Origin of the sequence: Devosia sp. (assembly GCF_036406155.1) — a bacterium.
In the GTDB taxonomy this organism is placed as follows: Bacteria; Pseudomonadota; Alphaproteobacteria; order Rhizobiales; family Devosiaceae; genus Devosia_A.
Map to the genome: position 1 here is coordinate 1 of NZ_DASWVV010000006.1, position 13,912 is coordinate 13,912.

Annotated in this window: 14 protein-coding genes and 1 tRNA gene; 4 read left to right on the forward strand and 11 right to left on the reverse strand. The window is 69.1% G+C overall.

Features of this window, described 5'->3' with window-relative positions:
* From VGD93_RS00150 to rpmH, 4 genes are all read right to left on the reverse strand, one after another.
* On the reverse strand, positions 1-508 hold a 508-nt coding region (locus VGD93_RS00150), incomplete at its 3' end, for a hypothetical protein (protein ID WP_395007983.1).
* Positions 509-518: 10 nt separating this feature from the next.
* On the reverse strand, positions 519-2,354 hold the full coding sequence (gene yidC, locus VGD93_RS00155; protein ID WP_395007985.1) for a membrane protein insertase YidC: 1,836 nt from the start codon (positions 2,352-2,354) through the stop codon (positions 519-521).
* Positions 2,354-2,731, reverse strand: coding sequence for a ribonuclease P protein component (gene rnpA, locus VGD93_RS00160; protein WP_395007986.1), 378 nt, complete (start codon positions 2,729-2,731; stop codon positions 2,354-2,356). The genes yidC and rnpA overlap by 1 nt, the downstream gene beginning before the upstream one ends.
* A gap of 12 nt (positions 2,732-2,743) precedes the next feature.
* The gene (gene rpmH, locus VGD93_RS00165; RefSeq protein ID WP_395007988.1) at positions 2,744-2,878 is read right to left on the reverse strand and encodes a 50S ribosomal protein L34; all 135 of its coding nucleotides are present in this window, start codon (positions 2,876-2,878) and stop codon (positions 2,744-2,746) included.
* A gap of 287 nt (positions 2,879-3,165) precedes the next feature.
* Between rpmH and VGD93_RS00170 the strand changes: the two genes are divergently transcribed.
* From VGD93_RS00170 to VGD93_RS00180, 3 genes are all read left to right on the forward strand, one after another.
* Positions 3,166-4,599, forward strand: coding sequence for a dihydrolipoyl dehydrogenase family protein (locus VGD93_RS00170; RefSeq protein ID WP_395007990.1), 1,434 nt, complete (start codon positions 3,166-3,168; stop codon positions 4,597-4,599).
* A gap of 74 nt (positions 4,600-4,673) precedes the next feature.
* On the forward strand, positions 4,674-6,104 hold the full coding sequence (locus VGD93_RS00175) for a sensor histidine kinase (protein ID WP_395007991.1): 1,431 nt from the start codon (positions 4,674-4,676) through the stop codon (positions 6,102-6,104).
* A gap of 102 nt (positions 6,105-6,206) precedes the next feature.
* A tRNA-Arg gene (locus VGD93_RS00180) sits at positions 6,207-6,283 on the forward strand.
* Positions 6,284-6,496: 213 nt separating this feature from the next.
* Here the strand turns inward: VGD93_RS00180 and VGD93_RS00185 are convergent.
* Entirely contained in the window at positions 6,497-6,712 is a 216-nt protein-coding gene (locus tag VGD93_RS00185) for a tripartite tricarboxylate transporter permease (protein ID WP_395007993.1), read from the reverse strand.
* Here VGD93_RS00185 and VGD93_RS00190 point away from each other — a divergent pair.
* Complete coding sequence (locus tag VGD93_RS00190; protein WP_395007995.1) at positions 6,699-7,139, forward strand: FadR/GntR family transcriptional regulator; 441 nt, start codon at positions 6,699-6,701, stop codon at positions 7,137-7,139. The two genes, VGD93_RS00185 and VGD93_RS00190, sit on opposite strands and share 14 nt — an antisense overlap.
* Before the next feature lie 121 nt (positions 7,140-7,260).
* On the opposite strand, the gene VGD93_RS00195 is transcribed toward VGD93_RS00190, so the two are convergent.
* The 6 genes from VGD93_RS00195 to VGD93_RS00220 form a co-directional block, all read right to left on the reverse strand.
* A complete protein-coding gene (locus VGD93_RS00195) occupies positions 7,261-8,061 on the reverse strand; it encodes an enoyl-CoA hydratase/isomerase family protein (RefSeq protein ID WP_395007997.1) in 801 nt (266 codons plus the stop codon).
* A 50-nt stretch (positions 8,062-8,111) separates the two neighbouring features.
* Positions 8,112-9,305: an MFS transporter gene (locus VGD93_RS00200; protein ID WP_395007999.1), complete on the reverse strand. Its 1,194-nt coding sequence runs from the start codon at positions 9,303-9,305 to the stop codon at positions 8,112-8,114.
* Positions 9,306-9,338: 33 nt separating this feature from the next.
* Complete coding sequence (locus tag VGD93_RS00205; protein ID WP_395008001.1) at positions 9,339-11,060, reverse strand: ABC transporter permease; 1,722 nt, start codon at positions 11,058-11,060, stop codon at positions 9,339-9,341.
* A 1-nt stretch (position 11,061) separates the two neighbouring features.
* Positions 11,062-12,264, reverse strand: a complete 1,203-nt coding sequence (locus VGD93_RS00210) for an ABC transporter ATP-binding protein (RefSeq protein ID WP_395008003.1) — start codon at positions 12,262-12,264, stop codon at positions 11,062-11,064.
* 128 nt (positions 12,265-12,392) lie between these two features.
* On the reverse strand, positions 12,393-13,109 hold the full coding sequence (locus tag VGD93_RS00215) for an SDR family NAD(P)-dependent oxidoreductase (protein WP_395008005.1): 717 nt from the start codon (positions 13,107-13,109) through the stop codon (positions 12,393-12,395).
* A gap of 13 nt (positions 13,110-13,122) precedes the next feature.
* A complete protein-coding gene (locus VGD93_RS00220) occupies positions 13,123-13,911 on the reverse strand; it encodes a 3-hydroxybutyrate dehydrogenase (protein WP_395008007.1) in 789 nt (262 codons plus the stop codon).
* Between the last annotated feature and the right edge of the window lies 1 nt (position 13,912).

Sequence of the window (13,912 nt, forward strand, 5' to 3'; positions counted from 1 at the left end):
ACCAGCGCTCCTGCGCCTCCATCCACAGGCAGAAATCGTCGGGCTGCAGCTTCAGCCTGAGGCCGACCGTGCCGCTGTCGCACAGCTGTGCCAGCGCCGCCGCCCGGCGCCAGGCGACGAAGCTGTCGACCTGCCGGCGCATCACCAGCACCACGCGCAGTCCGGCGCGCGCCATGAGCTCGCGCTCGACGAGCTTCGGCTCGAGGTCGTCGTGGTGCAGCGGGAACGCCATCACCCGCTTGCCCGCGTCCCTGGCCGCGATCTCCAGCACGTCGAGCCAGGCCGCGGGGCGTGTCCGGATGAACTCGGTGAGCCGGGGGTCGTGCGCGTCGGTGAAATCGATGCCGGTCAGCCGGCGCAGCAGCGGAAAGCGGGCCGCATCCACGCCGCCGGCCCGGCCACCGGCGCAGCCGCCCGGATAGCAGGCGAGTTCGGGCGCCTCGGCGAGCGCCTGCCACAGCTGGTCGGTGCCGCTCCCGGGCGCCGCGATGACGCAGAGCGCATCCAATCCGGCCTCGTCAGCCGGCCTTGCCGCCTGCAGGCTTTTCGGTGGTGGCCTTGGGCTTGCGCCGGAAGCTCGCCGCGATGTTGCCGAGCAGGTTCACCTCGGCGCCGTGCCGCTTCATGATGATCCACTGCTGGGTGACGGAAAGCAGGTTGTTCCACGCCCAGTAGATGACCAGCCCGGCCGGGAAACTGCCCAGCATGAAGGTGAAGATGACCGGCATCCAGTTGAAGATCATGGCCTGGGTCGGGTCGGGCGGCGGCGGGTTGAGGCGCATCTGCACCCACATGGTGATGCCCATGATCAGCGGCCACACGCCCAAATGCAGCAGCCCGCCGACCATCGGCAGCACCGTGGGGTCCCAGGGGATCAGGCCGAACAGGGTGAAGATGTTGGTGGGGTCCGGCGCCGCCAGGTCCTGGATCCAGCCGAAGAACGGGGCGTGCCGCATCTCGATGGTGACGAACAGCACCTTGTACAGCGAGAAGAACACCGGGATCTGGATGAGGATCGGCCAGCAGCCCGCCAGCGGGTTGATGCGCTCCTTCTTGTAGAGCTCCATCATGGCCTGCTGCTGGGCGGCGCGGTCGTCCTTGAAGCGCTCCTGGATGGCCTTCATCTCCGGCTGCACGCGGCGCATGGCCGCCATCGAGGCGTAGGAGCGGTTGGCGAGCGGGAAGAACAGGCCCTTGACGATGACCGTCACCGCCAGGATGGCGAGGCCGAAATTGCCCAGCAAGCCGTGCAGCGCGCGGATGATGTAGAACATCGGCTTGGTGATGAAGTGGAACCAGCCCCAATCGATCAAGAGTTCGATGCGGTCGAAGCCGTAGGCCTTCTCGTAGGAATCGATGATCGACTCCACCTTGGCGCCGGCGAAGACGTAGCTCGTATGCGCGGCGGTGGCGCCGGCGGCGACGGTCACCGGCGCCTGGCCGACGAAACTCGCCTGGTAGACGTCGAGCGCGCCGGGCTTGCTGTGGAAGAAGCGGGCGCTGATCGCCGCCCCCGGTTCCGGCAGGATGGCGGCCGCCCAGTATTTGTCGGTGAAGCCCAGCCAGCCGCCGGTGCTGTCGACATTCCTCTGGCCTTCCTTGGCGAGGTCGGCATAGCTCATCTCGATGAGGTTCTGCGCCCCGAGCACGCCGAGCGGGCCTTCCTGCAGGATGAAGAAATTGGCCGTGTGCGGCGTGCCGTGGCGGGCGACCCGCGAGTAGGGGAACAGGGCGACGTCGCCGCCGGTGGTGTTCTCGACGGACTGCGTCACGGTGAACAGATAGTTCTCGTCGACCGCGAAGGTGCGGCGGAACACCAGCCCCTTGCCGTCGTCGTGGCGCAGGGTCACCGGCGTGGCTTCGGTCAGCGTGGCGTTGGCGCCCTCCACGGTCCACACGGCGTCGGCGCCGGGGCGGGTGCTGCCCGCGGCATCGACCCAGCCCTGCTCGACGAAATAAGCGTTGGCGACGCCGGCGGGCGACAGCAGCGTGATCTCGGCGCTCGTCGGGTCGACCGTCTCGTGGTAGTTTCTGAGCCGCAGGTCGTCGAGCCGGCCGCCCGTCAAATTGATGGAGCCGTCGAGGGACGCGGTCGCGATGCCGACGCGCTCGCTCGCGGCCACGGCGGCGGCGCGGTCGGCGAAGACCGGCGTGCCGGCGGCCTCCTGGGCGGCGGGAACTTCCCCGCTTGCCGTCGGCGGGGCGACGGCCTGGTCAGCCTGCTGCTGCGCCGCGATCTGCGCCTCGCGCTGCACCTTTTCCATCTGCGGGCCGGCCACGAAATACTGCCAGCCGAAGAGCACGACCAGGCTCAGCACGATGGCGAGGATCATGTTGCGGTTGTCGGTCTGCATTATCTGGGATCCCGGGGGCGCTTGGCCGTGGTGGCGTTGATCTTGTCGATGGCGGCGGACAGTTCGTCGACGAGCCGGTCGAACGGCTGCACCAGCGCTTCGCGGCGGCCAACGAGTACGTAGTCATGTCGGGGCTGGAAGCGGCCGGCGCAAGCCTGCGCGGCGGCGCGCAGGCGGCGCCGGATGCGGTTGCGCTCGGGCGCGTTGCCGATCCGCTTGGTGACGGTGAAGCCGAGGCGCGGCTCGGGCAGGCTGCTGGCGACCGCCTGCAGCGAAAACGCAGAACGCCCGGTGCGGCTGCCCCGGGCGGCCCTGAGAAATTCGGACCTCTTGAGGAGTCGCTTGGGCGCTCCGGGCGTTTCCGGCACGGCCGTCATGCGGCCACTGCCTTAGGCCGAGAGCTTCTTGCGGCCGAGGGCGCGGCGGGAATTGATGATCTTGCGGCCGTTCTTGGTCGCCATGCGGGCACGGAAACCGTGGCGGCGCGTGCGGACGAGCTGGCTCGGCTGGTAGGTACGTTTCATGACATCAGACCACGCCCGGCGCGGTTCCTCTCGTTCAAAGCTTGCGCAAGATGCTCGCCGCGGCAAAACCGGGGCGTGCCCGACCTCGGCAGGTTGGGCGGGCTTATAGGGAATTCGGGTGTCCAAGTCAACGCGCGCCCGGCGGGATGAGCGCCCCGGCGCGGTTTGCGCCGCCGGCGCGGTTCCGGCTATTGCCGGGCTGCCGTCGATGCTATGGAAGCGCTGCCGTCGCGGCAGCGGCGGCTGCCGTTGCCGCGGCGCTGGCTTGGGGAAACCGGTACGATCCAATGGCTGAAATCCTGACACCCGATCTGTGCGTCATCGGGGCCGGCGCCGGCGGGCTGGCGATCGTTGCGGCGGCCCGGGCCTACGGCGCCTCCGTCGTCCTCGTCGAGCGCGGCAGGCCCGGTGGGAGCAGCCTCAACAACGCCGCCGTGCCCTCCAGGGCGCTCGCCGCCGCGGCGGCGCATGCCCACGCCATCCGCAGCGGCGCCGCCTTCGGCATCGCCGCCGACGAGCCGCGCGTCAACTCGCGCCGGCTGCACGACCACATCCAGCAGGTGATCGCGGGGCTCGCCCCCGAGCATGCCGCGCCGCGGCTCGAGGCGCTCGGCGCCGAATTCGTCGCGGCCGAGGGCCGCTTCACCGATCCGCGCACGCTGCGCGCCGGGCCGTTCGATATCCGCGCCCGCCGCTTCGTCATCGCCACCGGCTCGCGTTCCGCCATCCCCGCCATCCCCGGCCTCGACAGCGTGCCCTATTTCACGACCGAGACCATCTTCGACAACACCCGCAAGCTCACGCATCTGGTGATCATCGGCGCCGGGCCGGTGGGGCTGGAGCTGGCGCAGTCCTACCGCCGGCTGGGGGCGCAGGTGACCGTCGTCGAAGCCGGCCGGCCACTGCCGCACAGCGATCCGGACCTGGCCGAAGTGGCGCTGCGGCGGCTGCGCGAGGAGGGGGTCGACATTCGCGCCGACACCCGGGTCAGCCAGATCCAGGCGCGCAGCCAGGGCATCGGCGTCATCGTCACCGCCGCCGGGCGCGAGCAGATGCTGGACGCCTCCCACATCCTCGTCGCCGGCGAAAGAGTGCCCGAACTCGACGGCCTCGGGCTCGAGCAGGCCGGTGTCCGCCGCGCCGCCGGCGATGCCCGGCAGCTGCGCGTGGGGCCGTCCCTGCGCACCTCCAACCGGCGCATCTACGCCGTCGGCGACGCGGCCTTTCCGGGCCAGTCGGCGCAGCTGGCCGAATACCAGGCCGGCCTCGTCGTCCGCCATGCGCTGCTGGCGCTGCCGCGGCGCCACCGGCCGGAACTGATTCCGGCGGTCACCTACACCGATCCCGAGATCGCCGAGGTGGGCCTGAGCGAGGCGGCGGCCCGGGCCCGGGGCGGCGACGATTTCGTCGTCACCCGCTGGTCCTTCGCGCAGAACGAGCGGGCCCGCGCCATGCGCCAGAGCTACGGCGTGGCCAAGCTGGTCACCGACCGCAAGGGCCGCGTCCTCGGCGCCGGCATCGTCGGGCCCGGCGCCGGCGAACTGATTGCCCTGTTCGCGCTGGCCATCGCCAACGGGCTTGAGGCGCGCCACCTCGCCGCTTTCGTCGCCCCCTATCCAGGCCTCGCCGACATCGCCCGCCGGCTGGGGCTGGAGGCGCAGGGCCGGCAGCCCGGCCCGTTCGCCCTCCGCCTCGCCGCCCTCGTCCGCCTGCTCCCCTGAAGCCGCGCCGCTTTCTGCAGGGCGGGGCGCCGTTGCGGCTGGAAGTCGCTGTGCTTTCTGGCTAATCATCAGCCATGGCCACCCACACCCGCGCGATGCCTGGCCCCTTCTCGGGCCTCTCCGTCAAGCTCATCGCCACGATCATCCTCGTGATCCTCGCGGTCGAAGTGGTCATCTACCTGCCCTCCGCCGCCAACTTCCGCGCCAGCTGGCTGCAGGACCGGCTGCGCATCGGCATCGTCGCCGCGCGCGTGCTCGATGCCGTGCCCGACATCATGGCCCTGCCGCGCAGCCTCACCGACCGGCTGCTCAATTCGGCCGGGGCCATCGCCATCGTCTACCGGCGCGAGGGGCAGAGCCAGCTGATCGAGCTGGAAGCGGCGCCGATGCCGCGCGAGGCGCTCACCGTCGACATGCGCGCCGCCTCGCCGGCCGCCCTCATCGCCGGCGCCGTCGACACGCTGGCCTTCGGCGGCACGCGCGTGCTGCGCATCGTGGGCAGCGGCGACGGCAGCGAGGACAGCCTCGTCGAGGTGCTGGTGTCGGAACTGCCGCTGCGCCACGCCCTGCTGCTCTATTCGCGCAACATCTTCCTGTTGTCCCTGATCGTCGCGGTGATGACGGCGGTGGTGCTCTACGTCTTCGTCAGCTTCGTCATCATCGCCCCGATCCGCCGGCTGATCGCCAATGTCGTGGGCTTCCGCCAGGAGCCGGAGACCGCCGCCCTCATCCTCGCGCCGTCGGCGCGCCGCGACGAGATCGGCATCCTCGAGCGCCAGCTGGCGGAGATGCAGACCAGCATCTATTCCATGCTGCGCCAGCGCCGCCACCTTGCCGATCTCGGCCTGGCCGTGGCCAAGATCAACCACGACCTGCGCAACACGCTGACCTCGGCGCAGCTGCTCTCCGACCAGGTCGCCAATCTCGACGATCCCAAGGTGCAGCGCCTGGCGCCGCGGCTGGTGCAGTCCATCGACAGGGCCATCGGCTTCGCCCAGTCGGTGCTCGACTACGGCCGGCAGAGCGCCACCCCGCCGCGGCCGGCGCCGACCGCGCTGCGCGCCATTATCGAGGAGGCGGTGTTCGGCGCCCGCCTCGCCGCCCACCCCGACATCGCCGTGGCCAACGCCGTTCCCGGCGAGCTGACCGTCAATGTCGACCGCGACCAGCTCGGGCGGGTGTTCCTCAACCTGCTCAAGAACGCGCGCGAGGCGCTGGAGGCGGCAACCGCGCAGATCGGCCACCCCGCCGTCGAGATCGGCCTCGAGCAGACTGCCGAAACGCTCGTCGTCTCGGTGTCCGACAACGGCCCGGGCCTGCCGCCGCGCGCCCTCGAGAATTTGTTCGTCGCCTTCGAGGGGTCGGCCCGCGCCGGCGGCACCGGGCTCGGCCTCGCCATCGCGCGCGAGCTCGTCGAGGCGCATGGCGGCCGGCTCGAGCACGTGCCGCAGGCGGCGGGCACGCGTTTCGACGTCATCCTGCCCGCCGCCGTCCGGCTCGGCTGAGGGGCGGGGCGCCCGTCGTGCCGCCGCTGGTGCGCCGGCGCTTGCAATGGCGCATGAGCCAGTATAAGTGTCCGCGGTCCGCGGGGCCCGCCCCGCACCTGCGCGCCCGTAGCTCAGCTGGATAGAGCACCAGACTACGAATCTGGGGGTCAGGAGTTCGAATCTCTTCGGGCGCGCCACTCTTCTCGATCGCCTGACGCGCCAGTTGCTCCTGCCGGCCGCCGTGGTTTGCAGCTGGCTTGCCGATCGAGCCTTGCGGCGGCCGACCGGATGGTCGGGAAGGGAGGAGCGGTCGGGGGTCCCTGCTCAAGCGCTCAAGAGCCTGCCCGACACGCGCCTGGTCGCGTCATCGCCCTCGCCACGGGTGCCGTCCGGGCGGTTTCCCGCCCGGCTCAGTCGTCCTCGAAGTGGATGCGCTTCCCCTTGAACCGGGCATAGGCGATATACGCAAGCGCCAGCGAGCCGCCGACATTGGCGTTGTTGGAGGATTCGGAGGCCCAGAGGCCCTCGATGCTGCCCTTGCCGAACTCCTCGGGCGTCCTGGAGGACGGCTTGGCGACGGCCCAGGCGACGAGGCTCGAAGCCGACGAGCCGATGCTCGGCAGCATCGCCGATATCCAGCGCTGCTACGAATTTCGCGTCGGCGTTGAGGGCGAGGGCGCGCGTCTGGCCGCGCAACACAATTCCAGGACGCGCATCGCCGATATCGAAATGGCACTGGAGGCGATGGATCGCTGCATCGCCGAGGGCGGCCTGGGGGCCGACGAGGACATCGCCTTCCACATCGCCGTCGCCCAGGCCAGCGAGAATGACTATTTCGTGCGCACGATCCACTCGGTGACGAACGCCATCCGCATCGGCATTTCCATCGCCGCCACCTTGTCCACCCGATCAACGGTGGAACGGCTGACTACGGCAAACCGCGAGCATTGGGCGATCTTCGAAGCCATCCGCACAGGCCAGGCCGACCTCGCTCGCGAGCGCATGCAGGCGCATATCGAGAGCGCCCGCCGGCGGGTTTTCGTTGGCCGCTAGAAGGTCTTGCTCACCCTGACGTGTCGCTGGCTGCCGTCCCTCCGAAGAGGTGCCATGGCCCCCGGGAAGGTGATGTCCGGCGCCGGCGGCCGAATGCCGCTGGCGCCGGTGTCGTGCGCGCTCAGCGGCCCTTGTAGGGGCCGCCCTTGCGCTTCTCGGCAAACGCCTTCGCGCTCTCGTGGAAGTCTTCGGTCAGGTGCAGCTTCAGCGGGGCCGTCTGCAGATAGGCCTCGCGTTCGGCCTGGTCCATGTACCAGCGGCGGGCGCGCACCGCGGCGCGCACGCTGAGCGGCGGATTTTCCGCGATCTGCCGGGCGAGCTCGTAGGCCACCTGCATGTGCTCGCCCTTGGGCGTGACGCGGTCGATGATGCCGGCCTTGAATCCCTCTTCGGCAGTGAAGAAGCGGCCGGTGATGGTCGCCTCGACCGCGAAGCTGCCGCCGCCGCGCAGATTCATCAGGGCCCAGTAGCGTACCGGGGCGAGGCCGCGTGAGGTCTCGGTCACCTGGAATTTCGTTCCTTCCTCGGCCACGATGAGCTCGCTCTCCAGTGCGAGCCCCAGTGCCATGCCGATGGCGTAGCCGTGCACCGCGCTGATCACCGGCTTCCAGTTGGTGGCGCGGGTGAGCAAGTCGTTGGCATGCGCCCCCCAGGCCTGCGGGCCGCCATACTTGACCAGCTCTTCGCGCGGCCGCAACTGGCGCTGGATAACGTCGGCGCCGCTCGAAAATGCCCGGCCGTTGCCGCGAATGACCGCCACGTCGGCATCGGCGTCGATGTCGAACCGGCGCAGGGCCGCACCGAGTTGCATCACCGAGTCATCGCTGAATGCGTTGAGCTTCTCGGGGCGGTTCAGGGTTATCGTCGCTACCCGGTTCTCGACGGCATAGAGCACCAGCTCGGGCTGGGTCATCTGGTTCATGGCATCATCCTCCTAGCTCCGGCGAGCATCGGATGCGCGATGTATGATTGTCAACAATTTTCATTCCTCTTGTCATCGCGAATTGCGGCATGGCTGACGCCGGTGAGGCCGACCAGCACAACCGCCAGCAGTCCGAAGACCGAGCCAATGCCCCATCCCCCGATGACGAGACCGGCAACCAGCGGCAGCACGAACTGCCCGGCGCGGTTGCCCGAGAGCCGCAGCGACAGCGCGAGGCCGCGCGCCTGCTCCGGTACGATCCCGGTGATCCAGCTCAACGTGAGCGGCGTCGCCACGCCGATACCGAAACCGGTCACCATCATGGCGCCATGCATGGCCCAGACTGGAAGCGGAAACACCAGGACGCCGAAGCCGAACGCGAGGGCGGCCATCGCCGCGGTCATCAGCGCCCGCCGCCCCATCGTCCGGAGCAGGATGCCGAAAGCGAGGCGGGACAACAGGGAAACGGCGGCACGCACCGTCAGCAGGACGGCGACAGTCGCCGCCGGGATGAGCGCTTCGGCCCCGAGCACGGGCAGATAGATCATCAGCAGGTCGATCGAGCACATGACCGCCACGCCCACGGCTATGGCGGCGGGGACGCCGGGATAGCGCAGGACGGTGCGGACACCGTTGCGCTCACCGGGCTCCAGGAACTGCGGACGCGGCAAGGGGGCCATTGCCAGCACCGCCATGGCGCTGAACAGCGCGGCCGCCACGGCCAGCGCGAAGAGCCCCGTCGTATCGGGAACGGCGTCGGCGCCGCCGACCACCGCGATGAGCAGCGGCGCCACCACCTGCCCAAGCGAAACCACGGCGGTGTAGTGGCCAAATCTCAGGTCCCGCCGGGCGGCCGGGCCGTTGCCGGCCGTGTAGGCGTGCTGGGCGATGACGCAGAACAGGTGTGACAGTCCCAGCAACAGGTTGCACACGACGAGCAGGAGGATGCTGCTGGGGAGCAGCAGCAGCCCGGCGGCTCCGAGCAGGCCACTGGCGGCACCCGCCAGCATGACCGGGCGTTCCCCGTGCCGATCGAGCAGGGCCCCGGTGCTCAGCGCGACAAGCACCGGCAGGACCGCGAAGCTCGCCGCGATGACGCCCAGCCATTCGACCGCGAGGTCTAGCTCGATGACGCGATAGGAGGTGGTGACCCGGGCGGCCATGATCACCACCTGGTGCAGCAGCACATGGGCCAAGAAGATCGCCGCGCCCACTCGCGGTCGTGCTGCTGTCGATGCGCTCATGGCCCGCGGCGCCGGCCCGCCCCGCTCTCCGTCCTAGCGTGAATGGAAGCCCCTGCGGCTGACCAGCGTGGCGATGAGCACGATGGCGGTGGTGATCATGGTGAAGGTGAAGGCCAGCGCGGCCAGGGTGCCGAAAGTGCCCTGCTCCCAGATGTCGAGCAGCACGAAGCCCACCACGGGATTGCGGATCCCGGCAAGCAGCGAGGAGGCCGTCAGTTCCCCCGCCGTCAAGACGAAGAGCAGGGCCCAGCCCGAGACGAACCCGGGCACGATCAGCGGCAGCAGGATTTTCCGGAAGGTGCGCCCCTGCGACGCGCCCGAGGTCTCCGAGGCCTCGAGCAGATCCTTGCCCACCTGTGACACCGCCGCCGTGGCCGCGATCGATGCCTCCGGCAGGTGCAGGATCACGTAGACGATGAACAGCAGCAGCAGCGTTCCCGAGAGGTTGAAGGGCGGCCCGCTGAAGGCGAGCAGGAAGCCCACGGCGATGACGATGTGGGAGAGGGCGGCGGGGAACTTCATCGTGCCGTCGACCACGCGGCCGACCGAGCGCGGCGCGTTCTTGACATACAGCGCCATGAGCGCCGCAAGAAGCATGCCGACGATCCCCACGACCATGCCGAGGCCGAGGCTGTGCATCAGCCCCGTGCGCGTCACCGGCCGCCCGATCAGCGCTTCGTAGAAGTTGTCGAGGGTGAAGGTCGCCGGGTCGATGACCGGCCGCCAAAAGGGCTGCAGGGCAACGAGCAGCAGGGCGGCAAGGGGGAGAATCGAGGTGAAGAGGATGTAGGTGAACATGAAGGTGCGGGCCACCCATTTCCAGGGGCCCAGTTCCACCAGCACATGCCGGGCGCTCTTGCCGCCGATCGTGGCGAAATTGCCCGAACCCGTCACCCTGCGCTGGATCGTCCAGACCGTGGCGATGGCGGCAAGCATGAACAGCGACAGCACGATGGCCTGGTCGGTCCGGGGCGGGAATTCGAAGGTGAGGGAACGGAGGATGCGCACCGAAAGGATGTCGATGCCGGCGCGGTTGGCGATGACCACCGGGATCGAATAGAGCGACAGCCCGACGATCACGATCAGCAACGACGCGCCGATGAGCGCCGGCTTGATGGCGGGCAGGCTGACCCGGCGCAGCGTCATCCACATGCTGGCGCCCGACAGCCGCGACGCCTCCTCCAGGGCCGGATCGATGTTGCGAAAGGCCGCCGCGACGATCAGGTACACATAGGGCACGAAATACAGCGCATAGACGAAGATCACGCCCGGCCAGGAGAGGATGTTGACCTGCACGTTGAGCCCGAGCGGACCGAATATGGCGCGCAGCGCGCCGTTGATGAAACCGGCCCCGGGCGAGGCGAGGAAGACCCATCCGATCGCCATGGCAACGGCGGGCACCAGCAGGGGAATGACCGGCATGATGTCGCCGATGACCTTGAGCCGCGCATCGGTACGCTCGTTCAGCCAGGCGAACAGCGAGGCGGTGACGATGGCGACGAAGCCGCCTCCGAGGACGGCGATGGCCGTATTGCCGAGCGTGGGCAGCAGCCAGCTCGTGCTGGCCACGCGCTGGAAGGCCGAGGCGTTGAACTGCCCATCGACATAGAAGACGCGGACCAGCATCACCACGGCGGGATAGACCACCAGGAACACGATGAGCGCCGCGACCGCGATCGAGAGCAGTTCGAAGGCCGAGACCCTGAAACGGAACCGGCGGGTCGGCTGCGCGCCCTGAGTTTGCGCGATGCTCATGTCAGCGTCCCTCATCCGCGTTGGCAACGATGCTCGGCGCGATCAGGCGCAGCCGGCCGGGGTCGATCGTGAGCCAGACGGTCGACCGTTCCGGGACGCTGGAAATGCCGGGTATCCAGACACGAATCCGTTCCTCACCGGCGATCAGCAGGTACTCGGTGCTGGAACCGAAGAAGACGCGGGTATCGACGACGCATTCGATGCAATTGACTGCCGTGGCCGGGGCGGCGGTGTGCACCGCGATGGATTCCGGGCGCACCAGTACCCGGGTTTCCGCTCCGGGCGTGGCCGGTGCGGCATTGGTCATCAGTTCGGAGCGCGGATCGATCACGAGGTCGCCCAGGGTGGTCCCGACGACGATGCGGTCGGCAGCCATCGAACGGACGGTCCCCTTCCAGATGTTGGCGCTGCCGATGAACGAGCCGACATAGGTGGTATCGGGCAGGTTGTAGATTTCCTCGGGTGTTCCGATCTGCTCCATGTGACCGTCGTTGAGCACCGCGATGCGGTCGGCGACCGCCATCGCCTCATTCTGGTCGTGCGTGACGTAGATGCCGGAAAAGCCGAGGGCTTTCTGCATGCGGCGGATCTCCAGCCGCAGCTGCTCGCGGACCCGCGCATCGACGTTCGACAGGGGCTCGTCGAACAGCACCACGCCCGTCTGGGAGACGACGGCGCGCGCCAGGGCGACGCGCTGCTGCTGGCCGCCCGAGATCTGGCCGGGATACTGGGCGGCGAGGGCGGTGAGGCCGACCACCTCGAGGGTGTCGAGGACACGCTGGCGGATGTCGCGCCCTGGAACGTTCCTTGCCTGCAGCGGATAGGCGACGTTGTCGAACAGCGTCATGTGCGGCCACAGCGCGTAGGACTGGAAGACCATGCTGACCGGACGCTTGTTCGGCGGCAGGAGGATGCCCGACGGCGAGGAATAGACGGTCTGGCCGTTGATCAGGATCTCGCCGCGCTCGGGCGTCTCCAGACCGGCGATGCAGCGCAGCAAGGTCGTCTTGCCGCAGCCGCTGGGGCCGAGCAGCACCACCATCTCGTGCGCTGCCACATCGAGGCTGATATTGTTGACGGGAATGACTTCGCCACCGCCGCCGTGGCGCTGGAACGACTTGCGCAGCTGGGTGACGCGGACCCGCGCCGGTGTCTCAGCCTGGCCCGAAGCCCGGGTCGTGTTGTCCAGTACTATGGTGTTCAAATGGTCCCTCCCTTGCCGTCGACGGAGGAAACCCTGCCCCGGGCCCCGCTCCCCGCCGCCGCCCTCCCGTTCGGCGTCGAAGGACGATATGCGCCGAGCGGGACTTTGTAAACAGTTTGCGATCTACATTAAGAGGTGAGGCCGACCGTTATGCCGCCGCAGACATAGAGCGTCTGCCCCGTCACGAAGCGCGCTTCGTCGGCGAGCAGGAAGGCGGTCGCGGCGGCGATGTCCCGCGGCTCGCCGAGAAAGCCCACGGGCACGCTCGCGATGATTCGTTGGGTTTCCGGGGCTTCGGCCGGATTGGCGGCGTCGAACAGCGGGGTCCTTATCGGCCCCGGGGCGATGGCATTGACGGTGATGCCGCTCCGCGCCAGCTCCAGCGCCCAGGTGCGGGTCATTCCGATCAGGGCCGCCTTGCTGGCCGAGTAGGCCGTCCGCAGCTGCTTGCCCAGGGCGGCGCGGCTGGCGATGTTGACGATGCGACCGATTCCCGCCCGCTGCATGGCGGGCACGACCTGCTGCACCATCACCATCGCGGCGCGGGCATTGACGGCAAGCACCTCATCGAAATCGGCCGCCGTGGTGTCGAGCAGCGAGGCGGGCCTGATGATGCCTGCATTGTTGACCAGCCGGGTCACGCGATGCCCGGCACAGAATTCGCCCACCAGCCGCGCCGTTTCCTCGGCGTCCGAGAGATCGACGCGGATGACGGCCGCATGGCTGCCGTCCCGCGGCGCCTCCCGATCCACGATGACCACCCGGAAACCGTCTTGCGCGAGGCGCTCTGCGATGGCGCCTCCGATGCTGCCGGCACCGCCGGTGACGAGCGCGTAGTCCGACACGTTCTGTCTCCCTTCACGCGGCGACGTAGCCGCCATCGATATTCCACGCGGCGCCCCGCACTTCGCCTGCCGCGTCCGAGCACAGGAAGGAAACCACTGCGGCAACGTCTTCCGCGCGCACGAAAGCCTGCGACGGCTGCTTCGCCCCGAGCAGGCGAGCGGCGGCGGCGTCTCTCGAAAGTCCCTCGCCGCTGGCGAGGGACTGGATCTGACGCTCCACCAGTGGCGTCAGCACCCAGCCCGGGCACACGGCATTGCAGGTGACCGGCTCGCGTGCCGTTTCCAGCGCCACGGCCTTGGTCAGTCCGACGAGGCCGTGCTTGGTGGCCGCGTAGGGTGCCTTGCCGGCCGCCGCAACCAGCCCGCTGACCGAGGCAATATTGACGATGCGGCCCCAGCCGCGGGCGCGCATGCCGGGAAGCGCCAGGCGGATCGTATGGAAGGCGGCGGACAAATTCACCGCCAGCATGTCGTCCCAGTCCTCGGGCACGAACCGATCGATGGCGGCGACCCGCTGCATGCCGGCGTTGTTGACGAGGATGTCGAGCCCGCCGCCGTCGTTCAAGTCCTGCATCAGGCGCGCGATGGCGTGCCGGTCCCGCAGGTCGGCCTCCACGAACTCCGCCGCGCCGCCACCGGCCGCTTCGCCGATGTCGCGAAGTGCCGCCGCATTCTCCTGCGCGCTGCCGAGCCCGTGGGCGACAACATGAACGCCGTCCTGGGCGAGGCGCCTGGCGATGGCGAGGCCGATTCCGCTGGTGGAGCCGGTGACGAGGGCGCGGCGGCGGGGGCGATCGCGCATG